Source organism: Acidimicrobiales bacterium (assembly GCA_036399815.1).
In the GTDB taxonomy this organism is placed as follows: domain Bacteria; phylum Actinomycetota; class Acidimicrobiia; order Acidimicrobiales; family DASWMK01; genus DASWMK01.
On the sequence record DASWMK010000178.1, the window covers coordinates 1 to 17,821 of the forward strand.

The following is a 17,821-nucleotide window of genomic DNA, read 5'->3' on the forward strand; positions in this document are numbered from 1 at the left end:
GCGGAGGTCATCTCCCACCTGGGGGCCCGCCCGCAGCAGCCGCTGCGGGAGCTGGCCGGCGACCTCAGCGCGGCGAGCGCCCCAGCTCCAGCAGCACCGACGCCGTCGTGACCACGCCGGTGTGGAACCGGCGCAGCTCGAAGTTCTCGTCGGGGGCGTGGTTGGCCTCGTCGGCGTTGGCGTAGGGGACGCCGAAGGTCGGCAGGCCGAGGTCGGCGGTCAGCACCGAGATCGGCAGGCTGCCGCCGAGCGCGGGCACGACGAGCGGGTCGCCGCCCTGCGCGGCCGCCATGCCCCGGCGCACGGCGCCGGCGAAGGGGGCGTCGAGGGGCGTGCGGGACGGCTCCATCGACCCCTGGCGCACGACCTCGACCCCCGGCGCGTGCCGGTGCACGTGGGCCTCGACGGCGGCGAACACGGCGTCGGCCGACTGGTCGGCCACGAGGCGCATGTCGCACTTGGCCACCGCCTCGGACGGGATGATCGTCTGCATCCCCGGCCCGCCGTAGCCGCCGTGCAGCCCGTTGACCGTCAGGGTCGGCCAGGAGCACAGCCGCTCGTGCAGGCCGCGGTCCCCCGGGGCGTCGAGCGCGTCGACGCCGAGGTGGGCGCGGATGGCGTCCACGTCGCCGGGCAGGGCGGCCAGCGCCTCGCGGTCCCGCTCGGTCAGCGGGGCGACGTCGTCCATCACGCCCTCCACCAGGATGCGCCCGTCCGGGGCCTTCATCGAGGCCAGCAGGTGGACCAAGGTCCACAGCGGGTTCGGGGCGATGCCGCCCCAGTTCCCCGAGTGCAGCGAGCGGTTCGGGCCCCTGGCCCGCAGCTCGAAGGCGACGATCCCCCGCACCCCGAAGATCAGCACCCAGTTGCCGTCCTCGTGCACGGGCCCGTCGCTCCACAGGGCGAGGTCGGCGGCGAGGTCGTCGCGGTGCTCCCTGGCGAAGGCCGGGAGGTGGGGGCTGCCGATCTCCTCCTCGCCGTCGAGCAGCACGGTCACCCCGCAGGGCAGGTCGCCCCGCACGGCGAGCAGCGACTCCATGGCGAGCAGGTGGGCCAGGTGCTGGCCCTTGTTGTCGGCCGTGCCCCGCCCGTACATCCGCCCGTCCCGCACGGTCGGCTCGAAGGGCGGGCTCGTCCACGCCGGCACCGGGTCGGGCGGCTGCACGTCGTAATGCCCGTAGATCAGCACGTTGGGCGTGCCCGGCGGGCCGGGCCGACGGCCGACGACCATCGGCCAGCCCTCCGTCGGGAACACCTCGGCGTCGAGCCCGGCGCCCTCGAGCAGGCGGCGGGCGTGGTCCGGCGCCTCGTCCATGCCCTCGCCCGTGCTGCTGACGCTGCGCTGGCGGACCCAGTCGGCCAGCCGGGCCTCGTGCTCGTCGCTGCGGGCCCCGGCGTGGGCGGCGACCGCCGCCAGGTCGGGGTCCGGGGCGGTCGCCGGCACGGCTACTCCTCCTCGCCCGGGGGCAGGTAGGCGAACTTGAGGTCGCCCAGGCGGACGAGGGTCGAGGCGATCCAGCCGCCCATCGACGAGAAGTGGTCGTCGAGGATCGACCCGTCGGCCAGCGTGTCCTCGTCGAGCTCGTAGCTGCCCTCGTAGGACACCTCCAGCGCGTACTCGCCGGAGGTGAGGTCGTGGCCGTAGACCTCCTCGATGGTCGGGCCCGAGCGCTCGAGCGACTCCCGGCCGATGGCCGGGCTGGCCTCCGGCAGCACGTCGAGCACGGTGCCCGGCTCGGGCCGCTCGGCCAGGCGCTGGATGCGCAGGGTGATCTCGACGAGGATCTCCGGCGGCTCCTCGAACGGCTCGCCGATGTACCACTTCCGGTAGGAGGTCTGCGCCCACGTCGGCCAGTCGAGGGTGATGTCGGCCTGGACCCTCGGCGGCAGGCCCTCGCCGGGGAGCCCGTAGGACGTCTCCCACGTGCAGTCGCCGAGCAGCACGTCGACCTGGAACCGCTCCTCGAAGGCCTGGCGCTCCAGGAGGGCGTTCTCGAAGGCGTCGCGGAGGGCGCCGATGGCGTCGGTGAAGACGTGGTCGAGCACAGCGGGGGCAGGCTACCGGACCCCCCGGCTAGGGCCGCATCCCCCTCGCCGTCGGCCCGGGCCGGCGCCGCGGGGCGGCCAGGTTGGCGAACTCGCACAGCAGGGGGCGGGTGTCGCGGGGGTCGACGATCTCCTCGACGAGGAACGCCTCGGCCGTGCGGAACGGCGACCTGACCCGCTCCAGCCGGGCCGTCAGCTCCTCCAGGAGCGCGGCGCGCGCCGCCTCGTCGGGCTCGGCCTCGAGCTGGGCCTTGTAGGCCGCCTCCACGCCACCCTCGAGCGGCAGCGACCCCCAGTCGCCCGACGGCCAGGCGTAGCGGTACGACAGGCGGCTGGCGTCCTGGTGGGCGGCGCCGGCCACCCCGAACACCTTGCGGAGGATCACCGAGCACCACGGGACCGACGCCTGGTGGATCGCCGCCAGGGTGCGGGCGCCGGCCCGGATGGTGCCGGCCCGCTCGGCCGCGCTGCCGATCACGAACCCCGGCTGGTCGACGAGGTGCACGACCGGCAGGTGGAACGTGTCGGCCAGGTCCACGAAGCGGGTGACCTTGTCGGCGGCGGCCGCCGTCCACCCGCCGCCGTAGTGGTAGGGGTCGCCGGCCAGCACGGCCACCGGCCACCCGTCGAGGCGGGCCAGGCCGGTCACCGCCGAGCGGCCCCAGCCCCGGCCCAGCTCGAACCACGAGCCCCGGTCGACGACGGCCTCGACGATCGGCCGGGGCCGGTAGACCGTCCGGCGGTCGCGGGGGACGGCGCCGATCAGCCACTCCTCCCGCCGCTCCGGGTCGTCCTCCGGCTCGGTCCTGGCCGCCACCTCGTCCACCGAGGACGGCAGGTAGGACAGGAACCGGCGGGCCCGCTCGAACGCCTCCTCCTCGCTGTCCACCCCGTCGTCGACCACGCCGTTGGCGGTGTGGATGGCGCTGCCGCCGAGCCCCTCCTTGTCCACCTGCTCGCCGACCCGGGCCACGAGCGGCGGGCCGGCCACGAACACCTGAGCCGTCGCCCGCACCATCACCGAGTAGTGGCTGCTGACGACGCGCGCCGCGCCGAGGCCGGCCACCGGCCCGAGGGCCAGGGCCACGACCGGCACGGTGGCCAGGTTGCCGACCACCAGCTCCCAGCCCGGGTTCCAGGGGACGTAGGTGCGGCGGTCCTGGTCGAGGGACTTCACCGACCCGCCGCCGCCGGTGCCGTCGACCAGGCGGACGAGCGGCAGCCGCAGCTCGTTCGCCATCCGCTCGGCCATCACCTGCTTGCCGAAGATGGCGGCGTCGGCGGCGCCGCCCCGCACGGTGAAGTCGTCGCCGCCGACCACGACCGGGCGGCCGTCGACCCGGCCCCGCCCGAACACGAAGTTGGCCGGCGTGAACGAGGCCAGCGCGCCGTCCTCGTCGTAGGTCGCCTTGCCGGCCAGCGCGCCGACCTCGTGGAACGAGCCCGGGTCGAGCAGGGCGTCGATGCGCTCCCGCACGGTGAGCCGGCCGGCGGCGTGCTGGCGGGCCACCTTCTCCGGCCCGCCCATCTCCCGGGCCAGCGCCTCCCGCCGCCGCAGCTCGGCGACCTCGGGCTCCCACGTCTCGCTCACCGGGCGATGGTAAGCAGCGCCCCGGCCGGGCCCGTCACCGGCTCATGAACGCCGTCGGGACGGACAGGCCGAGCTCGCGGTGGCGGAGGGTGGCGATGCGGCGGCCGGGCTGCACGGCGTCCCGCACGGGGCCGAGGCGGTCGCCGAGGAGGGCGGCTGTGGCGTCCAGGTCGGCGACCGTGTGGGCCAGGCCCCAGAGGCGGGCCGGGCGGGGGTCGGACCGGTCCGGCTCCTCGGGCCCGATCAGCTCCAGCACCACCTCGCCGAGGCGGAAGAAGACCTGGCGGACCGGCGGGTCGCCGCCGGCGTGGCGGACCCGGCGGACCTCGACGCCGGCGGCGGCCGTGACCGCCGCCGCCGTGCGGTCCACGTCGGGGGAGCGGACGACCACGTGGTCGACGGCGACCGCGCCGTTCGGGTGCGCGGCCGGCTCCGGCGGCCGGCGGGCGGACGCGGCCGTCGGGATGCCGTCGACGGCGGCCGGGGCGCCGGCCGGCAGGTCCCGCAGCGACCACGACCGCAGGTGCCGGCCGCCGCCCGGCCCGGCCAGCAGGATGCGGACGGGCCCGACCCGGCAGGTGCCGTCGCCGTCGACCGCGAAGCCGGCCGCCGCCCACGCCGCCGGCTCGTCCCCCACCACCAGCTCGTCGACGGTCGGGGCCACCGGCCGGACGGTAGTGCCAGCATGGGCCGATGGAGCCGTTCGCCGCCGCCCTGTCCGCTGCCGAGGCCCTGGCCGCCGCCACCGGCGTCGAGCGCCACGACGTGGCCGTCGTGCTCGGCTCGGGCTGGGCGGTGGCCGCCGAGGGGCTCGGCACGACGGTGGCGGAGGTGGCCCTGGCCGACCTGCCCGGCTTCCCGCCGCCGACGGTGGCCGGCCACGGCGCCGCCGTCCGGTCGGTGACGGTCGGCGACCGGCGGGTGCTGCTGTTCCTCGGCCGCGTGCACCTGTACGAGGGCCACCCGGCCTGGACGGTCGTCCACGGCGTCCGCACGGCCGTGCTGAGCGGCTGCGGGGTCGTGATCCTGACCAACGCGGCGGGCTCGCTGCGGGCCGACTTCCCGGTCGGCACCGCCGTGCTGCTGTCCGACCACCTGAACCTCACCGGCGCCTCGCCGCTCGTCGGGCCGGCACCGCCGGAGGACCGCGGCCCCCGCTTCGCCGACCTGACCGATGCCTACTCGCCCCGCCTGCGGGCGCTGGCCAGGGAGGTCGAGCCCGGCCTGCCCGAGGGCATCTACGCCGCGCTGCTCGGCGGCGCCTACGAGACCCCGGCCGAGGTCCGCATGCTGCGCCTGCTCGGCGCCGACCTCGTCGGCATGTCCACCGCCCTGGAGACGATCGCCGCCCGCCACCTCGGGGCCGAGGTGCTCGGCGTCTCGCTCGTCACCAACCAGGCCGCCGGCCTCGGCGCCACCCCGCTCGACCACGCCGAGGTGCTGGCCGCCGGGTCGGCGGCCGGCGACCGGATGGCCGGGCTCGTCAGGGGTGTGATCGAGCGGCTGTAGGGGCCTCGGCGGCGACGGCCGGCAGGGCCAGCGCCAGCACGAAGGCGGCGTCGCCGAACAGCTCCAGCGACTCCTCGACGGTGCCTTCGGCCAGCTCCTCCGACCGGGTCAGCGACGCGGGGTCGACGGAGTCGATGCCGGCGGCGAGGCCGAGCAGCCCCAGGGCGGCCACGAACGCCACCCGGGCGGTCCGGTCGTCGTGCAGGGCCCGGAGCACCGAGCGGGTCAGGACGAGCCCGCCGACGGCGTAGGCGAGGAGGACGACGTCGCCCGACTTGCCCCACGGGAGGACGTCGGGCACGCGGCCGGCGAGGACGTCGTCCCGCAGCCGCTCGTGGATCAGGAACCGGTCGTCGAGGGCCAGCCAGACGAAGCCGGCGGCGAGGAGCGACCAGGGGTGGAGGCGGTCGCCGGCCAGCCAGCGGCGAGCGGCCAGCAGCCCGGCCAGCACGCCGGCCACGACCAGCAGCACGGTCTGGAGCCAGGTGATCGGGGACTGCTCGTCCACGAGCAGCCGGGCGTAGTCCGGCAGGCCGGCCACGACCAGGCCGGCGACCACGACCGGCGGGGTGGCCACGGCCGCGCCGACGAGCGCCCGGCGCAGGGTGGCGGCCCGCCCGTCCGCCGGGCCGGCCGGGGCGACGGCGATCCGCGCGTCGTCGAGGACGGTCACGGGTCCATCGTCGGCAGGTCACCCCCCGCGCACAAGGGGTGGGCACCCCAGCGGTCAGCGGCGGCGGGCGGCGGGCTCCAGCGAGGGCGGCCGGTAGCCGGCGTCGGCCCAGCTGAAGTTGGTGCCGGGCGGCACGACCTCGTCGATGCGGTCGAGCAGGTCGGGCTCGAGGGTGACGTCGACGGCGCCGAGCTGCGACGTCAGCTGGTCCATGGTGCGGGGGCCGATGATGGCCGAGGTGACCGCCGGGTGGTTGATCACCCAGGCGACGGCGAGGTGGACGAGGGTCATGCCCGCCTCGTCGGCCAGCCGGGCCAGCGCGTCGGCGGCCTCCAGCTTGCGCTGGTTCTCGACCATCGACAGGTCGTAGCGGTCGGGCAGGCGCTGGGCCCGCCGGCTGGTGAGGTCCTCGGCCCCGAGCCGCCACTTGCCCGACAGCCACCCGCCGGCCAGCGGGCTCCACGGGATCACGCCCATGCCGTAGCGCTGGCACGTGGGCAGCACGTCGGCCTCGATGCCCCGCACGAGCAGCGAGTACGGCGGCTGCTCGCACACGAAGCGGACGTGCCCGCGCCGCTCGGCCACCCACTGGGCCTCGACGATCTCGGACGCCGGGAACGTCGAGCTGCCGACGTAGAGGACCTTGCCGGCCCGCACGAGGTCGGTGAGCGCGGCGAGGGTCTCGTCGATCTCGGTGGTCGGGTCGGGCCGGTGGATCTGGTAGAGGTCGATGCGGTCGGTCCCGAGGCGGCGGAGGCTGGCCTCGCACTCCCGGACGATCCAGCGCCGGGAGTTGCCCCGCTCGTTCGGATCCTTGCCCATCTGGCCGTGGACCTTGGTGGCGAGGACGACCTCGTCGCGCCGGCCGGCGATGGCCTTCGCCACGATCTCCTCGGACTCGCCGGCCGAGTACACGTCCGCCGTGTCGACGAAGTTGATGCCGGCGTCGAGGGCGGCGTGGACGATGCGGACGGACTCGTCGTGGTCGGGGTTGCCCCAGGCGCCGAACATCATGGCGCCGAGGCACAGCGGGCTGACCTGGACGCCCGTGCGTCCCAGCGTGCGGTGCTCCACGCCGGGATGCTACGGCCGGCCGGGCGGGAAGGCTCCACCCATGGCGGCCATCCCCCAGACCGACGTCGACCTCCTGCTCGAGCTCCTGGAGGGGGCGACCGACCGGCTGGTCGCCACCCTCGCCACCGTGGGCGAGGAGGAGGCGGCGGGGCCGTCGGCCCTGCCCGGGTGGACGAGGGCCCACCTGCTCACCCACCTCGCCCGCAACGCCGAGGACCACCGGCGCATGGCCGAGGCGGCCGCGGCGGGCGAGGTCGCCGAGCAGTACCCGGGCGGCGACGACCAGCGGGAGGCCGAGATCGAGGAGGGGCCGGCCAAGCCGGCGGCCGTGCTGGTCGAGGAGGTCACCCGGTCGGCGGCAGAGCTGCGGGCGGCGTGGGACGCCATGCCCGAGGACGCCTGGGAGCGCCCCATCGCCATGCTCGACGGCACCATGCCGGCCCGGGTCGGCCCCCGGTCGCGGCTGACCGAGTGCGAGCTCCACCACGTCGACCTCCGGCTCGGCTACCGGCCGGCGGACTGGCCGGCCGAGGTGGCGGCCGTGCTGCTGCCCCGGGTGGCCGACGAGCTCGTGGACCGGGGCGGCCGCCTCGACCCGCCCATGCCCACGGTCGTCGTCCGACCCACCGACGCCCAGGGCGAGTGGGCCATCGGCACCGGGGAAGGGGGCGCCACCGTCACCGGCCCGGCGGCCGCGCTGGTGGCCTGGCTGGCCGGGCGGGGCTGGGCGCTGGACGACGGCGACCTGGTCGTGGACGGCGACCGGGCCGTGGTCGACGCCCTGCCCGAGCGCCTGCCCTACGGCTGAGCGGCCGGCTCGGCCCGCAGCCAGTCGCGGAGGGCCAGGAGGTCGCCGGCCACTTCCACGGCGTCGGCGGCCGAGAACCCGCCGGCGAGGGCCGGCAGGTGGGGCCGGACGGCGGCCGCGGCGGCGGCGGACACGACGACCCGGCCGTCGTCCTCGACCACCACCCCGTCGCGCTCGGCCCACCGGCGGTTCCTGGCCACCGCCTCGTCCACCGTCATGCCCGGCGGGGCCTCGACGCGGGCGCCGTCGAGCGAGGCGACGACGGGGTAGCCGCCGGGCAGCCCGCCGGGGCCGGGCAGGCTGGTGGCCACCTCCGCGCCCGCGAGCAGGTCGCGCAGCAGGAGGGCGGCGGCGTGGCCCGTCACCAGGTTGAGCTCGGCGCCGCCGACCGCCCGCTGCCCGGCCACCAGCCGGCCCACGTCCTCCACCGGCCGGCCGTCGCACCAGGCGAGCGCCTCCTCGGCCGGGTCGTCGGGGGCGTGGAGGTGCCAGTGGTGGGCCAGCACCTGGAGCCGGCGCTGGTCGGGCAGGCCCAGGGCCGCCTGGAGGGTGGCGGCCAGGATGGCGACGTTGCCGATGCCGAACGCCACGCGATGGCCGGCCGCCCGCAGCAGCGGGTTCACGGCGTCGGGGTAGCAGGCGTTCACGTACGCCGCTCCCGGCGTAGCGGCCTCGACGGCGGCGGCGAGGCGGAGGGCGAGCAGGCCGTGGAGGGGGAGGGCCAGGCCGAACCCGGCCGCGGCGAGCAGCTCGGTCCACGCCGACGGCGCCGCCGTCCGCTCCCACGGCGACTGCACCGAGGCGCAGCCGAGGACGGCCCTCGGCCGGGCCTCGCCGAGCACGGCGGCCAGCCGGTCGCCGTCGGCCAGGTCGCACTCGACGGGCCGGAAGCGGGCCGGCGACCCGGACAGCGCCGCCCGGGTGCCGGCCACCTCGCACACCTCGGCCGCCTTGGCGCCCGAGCGGGCCACGACGACGACGGCGGCCGGCGCCGGGCGGGCGGCGGCCAGCGAGTGGCAGACCGAGCGGGCCAGCGAGCCGCTGCCGGCGACGACGAGGTCGGCCCGCCCGGCGGTCACCGCTCGGCCAGGGCGACGTTCATCAGCGCGCCGTACCCCTCGAGGCTGACGACCCGGTCGGCCTCGCCGGTGACGAAGTAGCGGGCCAGGCAGCCGGCGGCCCGGTCGCCGAACACGAACGGGCTCAGCACGGGCGCCACCTCGGCCCACCGCGCCTCGTCGCCCGGCTCCTCGACCCACTCGACCGGGCAGCGGCCCTGCTCGACGAACTCCTGCGCGACGGTGTCGCCGTCGACCACGGCCCGGCCCACGAGGTCCTGCCACTCGGCCTCCGGCGTGGCGCAGCCGAGGTGGACCTGGAGGCCCTTCATGCCGATGGCCCCCTTCAGCACGAAGCGCTCGCGCCGGCGGACGAGCAGGTCGGGCAGGTCCCAGCTGCGGCCCTCCCACGCGGCCGGCCCGTCGGTGACCACCCGCGTCCACGGGACGTAGCGGCGGACGAAGGCCCGCTCCGCGTCGTTCATCCAGGCCGGCTCCTCCGACACCCAGGCCATCACCTTCTTGTTGGCCACGAGGTAGCACGTCTGGGGGGACAGGAGGAGGCAGCCGGCCTCCAGGGCCCGCTGCACCGGCTCCCAGCTGATGCCGAGGTCCCGCCACTCGGGGACCGTGAAGTGGCGGAGGCCGAGCGGGAAGCGGGGCTCGCCGGGCAGGCCGAGCCCGTCCACCAGGTCCTCGGGCTCGAAGAACTCGGCCCGGTAGCCGTTGCGGCGCAGGTGGTCGAGCTCGACGTCGAAGTACCGGGTGCTCGGCACGCCGCCGAACAGGTCGCGGACGCTGCCCACGAGGGCGACGGCCCGCTCCAGGTCCCGCTCGGCGCACACGTCGTCGTACATGGCGACCCGGGCGGCGAACGGGTCGTGGCCGGTGAACGGGGCGACGCCCGGCCCGCCGTAGGCGTCCGTCCACGCCCGCGTGGCCAGGTGGGTCTGCACGGCGTTGCCGACGGCGCCGCTCACGTTGGCCTCGAGGAACCGGGGTCCGTCGGGGCCGACGACCGTGTCCAGCCGGGCCATCGCGTCGCAGTAGGACAGCTCCACGTCCTCGTCGTCGACGAACAGCGGGTACTCGTCGTCGGACGCGCCGAGCGCGTCGATGCGGGCCCGGCGGGTCGGCCCGGCCTCGACGAGCGCCCGGCGCAGGAGCCGCAGCAGCACCCGCGCCGCCCGGAACAGCTCCTCGTAGGACGCCCGGGGGAGCACGAAGGGCTGGAGGGCGACCGGGCGGCGGGGGTAGGGCACGTCCCGCATGCCGTCGAGGACGGTCTCGGCGACGGCCTCGGCCGGCAGGCGGTGGTCGGTCGGCGGGGCGCCGGTGCCGAACCAGGGGTGGGGGGCGAGTCGGGTGTCGCTCACGTGCGCTCCTTCCGGCGAGCGCCGGCGGGCGCCAGGAACTCGTCGAGGTCGATCTCGCGGGCGCCGGCGACGCCGGGGCACTCCCACGAGAGGCCGGTCCTGGGCGGGCGGGTGCCGTCCCGGAAGTACACGGCCTCCATGCCGCCGTCCCCCGTCATGGCGAGGGTCGGGTTGGCGACGAGGAAGTCGCGCACGGCCTCGGTGTCCCGGGCGGGCCGGAACCAGAGGCGCTTGCCGGCGAAGTGGTTGGGGGGCAGGACGACCGTCGGGCGGAACTTCCGCTTCCACTGGTAGATGCCCTTCGACACGAAGGCCTCCGTGCCGTGGTAGTCGATGCGCTCGACGCCGTTGGCGCAGGCCCACTCGAGGAGCAGGTGGTACACGGCCTTGAAGGCGCCGCTGGCGTAGTGCTCGGGGGCGCCGTCGAGGACGCCGAGCAGGCGGGTCGTCAGCGTCCCCGTCGCCCCGTCCCACCGGCACAGCACGCCGGCCACCCGGCGGCCGTCCTCGGCGACGAAGAACAGCATCCCCCGCCGGAACAGGCACTCGTAGGCGGCGTCGGGGCCCTCGCTGCGCTGCCGGTCGCCGTGGCGCTCCTCCATGGTCGGGCGGTGCATCCGCTCGAAGAAGTGCTCGAACGCCGCCGGCGAGTCGTCCCGCTCCCAGGTCCAGCCGTGGTCGCGGCGGCTCCGCCTGAAGTCCTCGCGCTCGCGCTTGGAGATGCGCCGGCGCATGCCGTCGAGGTCGTCGTCCACCTCGACCACGAGGTGGACGCGGAACGGCAACACCAGCGCGCCGGCCGTCGGCAGCCCCGCCACCCTGGCGGCGTCCGCGCCGACGGCGACGAGGTCGGCCTCCGGGAAGGCGGTGCCGGCGACGAGGTCGGCCCACGTGACGTCGCGCTCGACCCGCTCGGGCGTCGGCCGGTCGGCGCCGTCCCGCTGCTGCTCGAGGAAGGCGAGCACGTTGCGCACGCCCTCGGGGGCGCCGGCGTAGGCGATGGTCGGCCCGCCGTCCCGCCCGGGCGACACGAGCCCGGGGACGGTCGGGCGGGGCCGGCACTCCCACCGCCGACGGGCGGCCAGCAGGCGGGGGTCGCCGCTGTTGGCCCAGGCGTAGCGGGCCCGGTGGGCGGCCCGGCGGGCGGCGCCGCCCCTGGCCGGGGCGTCGTTGGGGACCACGGTGGCGGTCATCGCACCGACCCCACGACCGCCGGCACCGGCGCCAGCACCGGTGCCCTGGACGCCGCGGCCCAGCGGGCGACGGCCACCGTCGGCAGGCCGGCGGCGAGGAACACGCCGGCGAGGACGAACCACCCGGCCACCCCCCAGCCGACGACGAGCAGCATCATCAGCGCCGGGGCCACCATCTGCACGACGGCGGTGCCCGCCGCGAACATGCCCTGGTACTCGCCGTGGGCGTTGTCCGGCATCAGGGCGATGGACAGGCCCCACGCGCTCGCCGCGTACAGGAGCTCGCCGACGACGTGGATGACGGCCGCGGCGAGCAGCACGGCGACGGCCAGCGCGCCGGCCGTGTGCCACGACGCGGCGAACACGAGGCACGACACCGCGAGGAGGACGCCGGCCCTGGCGGCGGCCCGCGCCGCCCGCTCGGGGGCGTCGCTGCCGCGGCTGGCCCGGCGCTGGAACGCCGCCACCCCGACGGCGTTCAGGAACACGACCATGGCCTGGGCCCAGTGGGGCGCGCCGGTGTGCTCGGTGATCCAGAGCGGCACGCCGGTCGACAGCATCCCCCAGCACAGGGCGAGCACGCTGCTCAGCGCGGTCACGACGAGGAACGGCACGTCGCGCACGACGGCGATGGGCCGGTCCGGCGACGCCGCCGCGCACGGCGCCACGCGGGGCACGCGGGTCAGCAGGGCGACGTAGGCGGCGAACGTGGCCGCGTTGAGCAGGACCATGGCGACGTACACGGGCCGGGTGTCGGCCTGGAGGACGACGGCGGCCAGCGCGGCGCCGACGGCGAAGCCGACGTGGTTCACGCTGCGGAGGTAGGCGAGGACGTCGAGGCGCTCCCGCTGCACCTCCTCGCGGTGGGCGGCGTCGGCCTCGGCGTCGCCGGTCGGCTCGTGGTCGGCGATCAGCCCGGTGACGAGGGCCATGCGCACGCCGAGGTAGGCCCGCTCGGCGGTGATGGCGACGGCGGCCACGGCGAGGAACGTGCCGAAGCCGTGCACCAGCGTGTAGGCGGCCATGGCGACCGCCTGCACGGAGGTGACGACCATCAGCACCTCGCGGGGGCCCACGCGGTCGGCCAGGCGCCCGACCGGCGTGGCCACCACGAGCCCGAGGAGGCCAGCGGCGGTGATGCCGGCGGCCAGCTGGTCGGACGACAGGCCGACCGAGCGGGTGAAGAAGATGGCCCACGAGGAGTACCAGAGGCCGGTGCCGACGGTCGTGATCAGGGTGGCGACCGCCATGACCCGGACGGGCCCGTCGAAGGGGAGGAGGCGGCGGATCACGCCCCGCCCGCCCCGCCGCGGCCGGAGAAGACCGCGTAGCGGATCTCCGAGGTGTAGGCGCCCCGCTCGTCCCGCAGCCACAGCTGGCCGGGGCCGGGCAGCATCTCGCCGAGCTCGACCGTGCCCGTCCCCGCCGTGGCCGTCATGCGGGTGAGCTGGCGGAGCAGCAGCGGGCTGTCGAGGTCGCAGTAGACGGGCTTCAGCTCGCCGGGGACCCGGGCGAACACGTGCCGGGGGAGGCCCAGCTCGTGGCGCACGGCCTGGGCGGCCACGAACCCCTCGAGCTTGTCGCCCGAGGCCAGCCGCTCGACCGGCACCCGCCACAGCGCCCGCTGCACGACGACCCGGCCGACCTGGATGCGGGGCAGCCGGTCCCGGCCCCGGCCCTCGACGGCCAGGCCGCCGAGGCTCCACGGGAACGAGAACACCGCGAACGGGTTGCGGGTGGTCGACAGCCAGGCCAGCGGGGCGACGGTGAGCCGCAGGAAGCGGCCCTGCGACGGGCTGCGCAGCCGCAGGCCGGCGGGGGACCGGCAGACGGTCAGCGCGTGCAGCGGGGTGACCGAGCGGCGCGGGTGGGGCGAGCGGTCGACCGCCTCCACCTCGTGGCACGGCAGGGCCGTGCGCACCCAGGTGCGGTTGCGGTGGAACTGGGTGACGTCGGCCAGGTCCTCGTCCTCGTCGAGCAGGGCGCGGTAGCGGGCCACGACCTCCTCGCCGAGGCCAGGGAAGCGGGCGTCGAGGAACGGGGCGAACGAGCCGTGGCTCAGGTTCTCCTCGGTGGCGTGGATCTCTCCGATGAGCGCGTCGACGTCGCCGGCGGCGAGGGCCTCCGGCGAGGCGGCCAGCAGCATCACGTCGGGGTTGCACACGGCCGGCACGTCGGCGCCGTGCTCGCCGACCACGCGGTCGACCACGGCCGGGTCGACGCGGTGCACCGGCCCGGTGGCGCCGGCGTCGGGCAGCAGCACGGACTCGACGAGGTCGCCGACGGCGTCGACCTCGGCGTCGACCTGCCGGTAGGCCGGCTCCAGGTCGTCGAGGTCGGCGAGGAAGGCGTCGAGGTAGCGGTCCACGCCGACCTCGCCCTCGCCGGCGAAGCGCTCGTCGAACCACGAGGCCAGCAGCGCCCGCTCGGCCACCAGCCGGTGGCGGGGGCGGAGGAGGAACAGGTCGTAGACGGCGGCCAGGTCGCCGGCCAGGCCGTCGAGGAGGCCGGCGCCGACGCGCAGGTCGTCGGCCGCCCACAGGCACTGCTCGTTGACCACGGTCCGGTCGCTGTAGAAGCCGCCGCTCGTGCGGTCGGCCGGCGAGCCGGTGACCGTCTCGAAGCGGCCCTTCAGGCGGGCCAGCGCGGCCGAGCGCTCGGGCGTGTCGCCGGCGGCGAACGCGGCGACGTCGGCGGCGAACGCGTCGAGGTGGTCGCGCCACGTCGCCGTCGCGAGGTCGCCGTCGCCGTCGCCGTCGAGCAGCGACCGCAGGTGGGCGAGGGGGTCCTCGGTGCCGTAGGGGATGTCGGGGCCGACGACGACGGCGCCGGCCGCCTCCAGCCGCCGGAGGGCGGCGACGGTCTCGTCGAGCGGCCGGCCGGTGCGGCGGGCCAGGTCGGCGACCGTGCGGTCGCCGTCGACGGCGTGCAGGACGGCGAGCTCGCCGGCGTCGAGGCGCACCTCGGGCCCGATCGTCGCCGCCCGGCGCACGTCCGTGACGCGCCGCTCGGCGTAGTGCAGCTCCACCACCCGGAGCACGTCGCCGCAGAGGAAGGCGCCCGCCGTCCGCCGGGGGCGGAGGCCGGGGAGGACGGCCGGGTCGGCGCCGAGGCGGGCGCCGAGCTCGTCGGCCGCCCACCGCGACAGGAGCGGCGCCCGCTCGAGCCGGCCCGGCCGCCAGGCCACGCCGTCGAGGTCGGGGTCGAAGCGGCCGGGCATCAGCGGGCCGAAGTGGCTGGTCGTGTCGTTCTTCGCGCACACCCGCTGGAGGTAGCGCACGAGGGCGTCGAGCTGCTTGCGGTCGGTGTTGCGGGCGTTGGGCCGGTGCGAGCAGGGCTGGGCCAGCCAGGCGAGGATCGTCCGGTAGGACGACTCGTTCGACACGAGGAGCATGTCCTGGAGGGCGGGGTCGTCGCGGAAGCGGGCGGTGGCGGCCGCGCCGGTCGCCCCGCACTCCCGCTCGTACGCGGCGCCCACGGCCCGCTCCGCGTCGGTGCACCGGTCGACGGCGTCGGCCAGCTCGGCCGCGGCCGCGGCGACGGCGGGCGAGGCCCGGCCGACGGCGCCGGGCCCGGGCGGGCGGCCCTGGCGCAGCGCCCGGAGGGCCCGCTGGTCGTCCCGCCCGGCCGCCTCGACCTGGCGGCCGGCGGCGACCGCGGCGGCCACCCTGGCCCGGGCGACGAGCAGGCCGCCGGTGGCGGCCGCCGTGGTGCCGTCGGCCAGGTCGCCCAGCCACCCGAACGGGAACCCGGCCATGCGCAGCACGAACGCCGGCAGCCGCTCCCACCGGGGCGCGCCGGCGTCGGTCGCCGGTGCCGGCCTCGTGTCGAGGACGGCGGTCACGGCGAACCGCCCTCGCGCCGGGCGGCGGCGGCCAGCACCGTGTCGCGCAGGTCGGCCGCCGTCGCCACCGACGTCCGGCAGCCGGCCGGGATGGGCTCGTACTGGTCGTCCGCGTAGCAGCCGGAGCCGTGGACGAGCACGTCGTCGCCGTCGGGCACGAGCCCCCGGTCGATCGCGTTCAGCACGCCGGTCACCGCCATCACGAGCGACCACTCCCGCACCCGGCGGGGGTCGGCCGGCACGGCCACGCCGGCCAGCCCGAGCAGGCGCCGGACCTCGCCGTAGCGGCGCAGGCACTCGGCCAGCGAGACGACGATCCCACCGCCGCCGCGGGACCGGATGAGCCGGTTCATCTCCTCGGAGGTCGGCGGCTGGTGCGTGTAGAACGTCGTCTCCAGCGTCTCGTCCGGGTCGAACGTGAGCGCCGGGAAGTGGGGGTCGGCGTCCTGGCGGTACAGCCCGCTCGTCTCGTCGTAGTCGTAGGCCGGGATGCCCTGCCGCGACGTGGAGCCCGTGTACAGGCTGAGGACCATGTCCGGCGTGTCGAGGTGCTGCACGAGGAAGTACCGCGGGTCGGGCCGGCCGGCGCAGAACGACGTGTGCCCGAGGTGGTGGCCGAGCAGCCCGAAGGCGCTGGACACGGCGTGGGCGTGGAGGCGCCCGCCGTCGGGAGGCGCCGGCATGGCGTCCCGCTCGAACAGCGCCCTGGTGGCGTCGGCCACCATGTAGTTGGCGAGGTCGAGCGTGTACCAGAGGTGCACGCCGCAGCGGTCGAGCACCTCGCCGGCGTGGCGGTCGACGAACTCCCTGGCCACGGCCTTCACGCCGGCCCGCTCGGGCCCGCCGTGGACGAACACGGGGTTGCGGGCCGCCAGCTCCGGGTCGTCGCAGAGGGCCGAGCCCCACAGCTTCCCGGTGGACGCGGCGGGGACGACGATGGCGATGCGCAGCTCGTCGGGGGTGACGAGCCCGGACTCGACGGCCCGGAGCACGGCGTCGCGGAGCGCCGTGGCCTTGTTGGCCGACGACGGGGTGACGATCATGACCGGCTCGCCCGTGCGCCGCACGAACGCCGCCGCCCTCGCCACCATCACGAGGGACGCCAGGGTCTTGGTCGTGCGGGTGCCGGGGTTGCGCATGAGGTCGAGCAGGGTGAGCCGCCGACCGAGGTAGGTGCCGAGGTCGACGGCGGCCATCTCGGCCACCGACCAGAAGCGGCGCAGCGCCTCGCCGTCCTCGGGCAGGTCCCAGCCCGGGTCGAAGTCGCCGCCGGCCGGCCGGGAGCGCGCCGCGTCGTCCAGGGACTGCTGGACCTCGGCCCGGTAGGTGTCGAGGACGTTGACGACCGTCGCCTCGCCGGCGGCGGCGAGCAGGCTCATGCCGCCACCTGCACGCGCTTGAGGTGCCGGCCGCGGTCGGTGAACGCGTTCCTCGCGTGCATCATCCGGAAGTTGTCCCAGACGAGCAGCGAGTTGGCCTCGTAGTCGATGGCGACGTGGGTCTTCTCGAAGAACTCGAGCCCGCGGGCGACGAGGTCGGCGGCCAGCCCGTCGCCGTCCCGCAGCATGTTGTTGGACGAGAACCGGCAGATCAGGCCGTCCTCGTGGTCCTCGAGCATCGGGTGGCGCGAGTGCAGCTCGATGCCCATGCGGAGCACGCCGTCGGTGGTCTTCCACTCGTAGACGGTGTCCCGCATGCGCTCGAGCTCCTCGTCGGCGAGGCACTCCAGCCAGGCGTAGGCGTCGGCGAGGGTGGTCTCGCCGCCGCAGCCCTCGCACGGCGCCACGCACCAGAGGGCGATGTAGCGGGGCGGGACGACCTCGAAGTCGTAGCCCTCGGTGTGGGGGAGCAGCGGGCGGGTGTTGCCCGAGTGGTACACGTCGTCCATGCCCTGCTCGGGCCGGACGTCGCCCACCATCACCCCGGTGTACTGGGGGACGAAGTCGCCGAGGGTGCGGCAGAACGCCACGTGGTCGAAGTCGTCGGGGACGTTGCAGCAGTAGACGTAGCCGTTCTCGCGCATGAGGGCGTCGAAGGTCGACGCGATCAGCTCGGGCGGGAGCGGCCGACCGTTGAAGTCGGTGAGGGAGAGCACGCTGGTGGGGGAATGGGGCACGATGGACGGCCTCCGTCCGTGTCGATCGGCCGGCGACGGTCCGCCCGCTCCGGCCATCGGTCCAGGGTCGCAGCCCCCGCCGGCGGTGCCATCGGGCACGGCGCCGCGTTGCCTCCCCGTGGCCCCTCAGATTCCGCCGGCGGCGCCTTAGGCGCCCTCGGCGCGGGCGCGATCGGCCACGGCGGCGGCCTGCACCCTGGTCGAGACGCCGAGCTTGGCCATGATGTTCGACACGTGGACGCTGGCCGTCTTCTGGCTGATGAACAGGGTCTCGCCGATCTCCCGGTTCGTCGCTCCCTCCACGAGCAGGTCGAGCACCTGCTGCTCCCGCGGGGTGAGGTCGAGGCGCTCGGCCGGCCAGCCGTCCGGCTCGGCCTCGTCGTCGGGGCCGTCGAGGGTGATCCTGGCCCTCGCCGCCAGCGCGCCGATCTCGTGGCGCAGCGCGCCGGCGCCGAGCTGGTCGGCCGTGGCCGCGGCCGCGGCGAGGGGCGCGGTCGCCTCGCCGGCGGCCGTCCGCCGGGCGAGGAGCGCCT

General features: G+C 76.4%; 16 protein-coding genes. 2 read left to right on the plus strand and 14 right to left on the minus strand.

From position 1 onward, the window contains the following. Positions 1 to 64 precede the first annotated feature (64 nt). From VGB14_13030 to VGB14_13045, 4 genes are read right to left on the minus strand one after another with little or no spacing between them, the layout of a single operon-like run. A complete protein-coding gene (locus tag VGB14_13030) occupies positions 65 to 1,444 on the minus strand; it encodes a M20/M25/M40 family metallo-hydrolase (protein ID HEX9993845.1) in 1,380 nt (459 codons plus the stop codon). 2 nt (positions 1,445 to 1,446) lie between these two features. Further along, on the minus strand, positions 1,447 to 2,046 hold the full coding sequence (locus VGB14_13035; GenBank protein ID HEX9993846.1) for a hypothetical protein: 600 nt from the start codon (positions 2,044 to 2,046) through the stop codon (positions 1,447 to 1,449). A 28-nt stretch (positions 2,047 to 2,074) separates the two neighbouring features. Next, the gene (locus VGB14_13040; GenBank protein ID HEX9993847.1) at positions 2,075 to 3,637 is read right to left on the minus strand and encodes a carboxyl transferase domain-containing protein; all 1,563 of its coding nucleotides are present in this window, start codon (positions 3,635 to 3,637) and stop codon (positions 2,075 to 2,077) included. Positions 3,638 to 3,671: 34 nt separating this feature from the next. Beyond that, entirely contained in the window at positions 3,672 to 4,301 is a 630-nt protein-coding gene (locus VGB14_13045; GenBank protein HEX9993848.1) for a VOC family protein, read from the minus strand. A 29-nt stretch (positions 4,302 to 4,330) separates the two neighbouring features. Between VGB14_13045 and VGB14_13050 the strand changes: the two genes are divergently transcribed. Continuing rightward, positions 4,331 to 5,146 (plus strand): purine-nucleoside phosphorylase, encoded by an 816-nt coding sequence (locus tag VGB14_13050; GenBank protein ID HEX9993849.1) that lies wholly within the window; start codon positions 4,331 to 4,333, stop codon positions 5,144 to 5,146. On the opposite strand, the gene VGB14_13055 is transcribed toward VGB14_13050, so the two are convergent. Further along, on the minus strand, positions 5,121 to 5,819 hold the full coding sequence (locus tag VGB14_13055; GenBank protein ID HEX9993850.1) for a hypothetical protein: 699 nt from the start codon (positions 5,817 to 5,819) through the stop codon (positions 5,121 to 5,123). The two genes, VGB14_13050 and VGB14_13055, sit on opposite strands and share 26 nt — an antisense overlap. 54 nt (positions 5,820 to 5,873) lie before the next feature. Beyond that, positions 5,874 to 6,893 carry an aldo/keto reductase gene (locus VGB14_13060; GenBank protein HEX9993851.1) on the minus strand — a complete coding sequence of 340 codons (1,020 nt, stop codon included), beginning with the start codon at positions 6,891 to 6,893 and terminating at the stop codon, positions 5,874 to 5,876. Between the two features lie 40 nt (positions 6,894 to 6,933). Between VGB14_13060 and VGB14_13065 the strand changes: the two genes are divergently transcribed. Then, on the plus strand, positions 6,934 to 7,701 hold the full coding sequence (locus tag VGB14_13065) for a maleylpyruvate isomerase family mycothiol-dependent enzyme (protein HEX9993852.1): 768 nt from the start codon (positions 6,934 to 6,936) through the stop codon (positions 7,699 to 7,701). Here VGB14_13065 and VGB14_13070 read toward each other — a convergent pair. The 8 genes from VGB14_13070 to VGB14_13105 all read right to left on the minus strand — a co-directional run. Continuing rightward, a complete protein-coding gene (locus tag VGB14_13070) occupies positions 7,692 to 8,780 on the minus strand; it encodes a hypothetical protein (GenBank protein ID HEX9993853.1) in 1,089 nt (362 codons plus the stop codon). The two genes, VGB14_13065 and VGB14_13070, sit on opposite strands and share 10 nt — an antisense overlap. Then, positions 8,777 to 10,135 carry a hypothetical protein gene (locus VGB14_13075; protein HEX9993854.1) on the minus strand — a complete coding sequence of 453 codons (1,359 nt, stop codon included), beginning with the start codon at positions 10,133 to 10,135 and terminating at the stop codon, positions 8,777 to 8,779. The genes VGB14_13070 and VGB14_13075 overlap by 4 nt, the downstream gene beginning before the upstream one ends. Beyond that, positions 10,132 to 11,328: a GNAT family N-acetyltransferase gene (locus VGB14_13080; protein HEX9993855.1), complete on the minus strand. Its 1,197-nt coding sequence runs from the start codon at positions 11,326 to 11,328 to the stop codon at positions 10,132 to 10,134. Before VGB14_13080 ends, VGB14_13075 begins: the two co-directional genes overlap by 4 nt. Next, positions 11,325 to 12,620: an MFS transporter gene (locus VGB14_13085; protein ID HEX9993856.1), complete on the minus strand. Its 1,296-nt coding sequence runs from the start codon at positions 12,618 to 12,620 to the stop codon at positions 11,325 to 11,327. Before VGB14_13085 ends, VGB14_13080 begins: the two co-directional genes overlap by 4 nt. Further along, entirely contained in the window at positions 12,617 to 15,172 is a 2,556-nt protein-coding gene (locus VGB14_13090; protein ID HEX9993857.1) for a lantibiotic dehydratase, read from the minus strand. Before VGB14_13090 ends, VGB14_13085 begins: the two co-directional genes overlap by 4 nt. Then, complete coding sequence (locus VGB14_13095; protein ID HEX9993858.1) at positions 15,169 to 16,551, minus strand: DUF6002 family protein; 1,383 nt, start codon at positions 16,549 to 16,551, stop codon at positions 15,169 to 15,171. The genes VGB14_13090 and VGB14_13095 overlap by 4 nt, the downstream gene beginning before the upstream one ends. Continuing rightward, positions 16,548 to 17,288: a TauD/TfdA family dioxygenase gene (locus tag VGB14_13100; protein HEX9993859.1), complete on the minus strand. Its 741-nt coding sequence runs from the start codon at positions 17,286 to 17,288 to the stop codon at positions 16,548 to 16,550. Before VGB14_13100 ends, VGB14_13095 begins: the two co-directional genes overlap by 4 nt. 147 nt (positions 17,289 to 17,435) lie before the next feature. Then, the coding region (locus VGB14_13105) for a helix-turn-helix transcriptional regulator (GenBank protein HEX9993860.1) at positions 17,436 to 17,821 on the minus strand (386 nt) is incomplete at its 5' end.

Bases quoted from the DNA above. Each gene is read 5' to 3' on its own strand.
- VGB14_13050 (HEX9993849.1), top strand. From the start codon at position 4,331: ATGGAGCCGTTCGCCGCCGCCCTGTCCGCTGCCGAGGCCCTGGCCGCC.
- VGB14_13065 (HEX9993852.1), top strand. From the start codon at position 6,934: ATGGCGGCCATCCCCCAGACCGACGTCGACCTCCTGCTCGAGCTCCTG.
- VGB14_13080 (HEX9993855.1), bottom strand. From the start codon at position 11,328: ATGACCGCCACCGTGGTCCCCAACGACGCCCCGGCCAGGGGCGGCGCC.
- VGB14_13095 (HEX9993858.1), bottom strand. From the start codon at position 16,551: ATGAGCCTGCTCGCCGCCGCCGGCGAGGCGACGGTCGTCAACGTCCTC.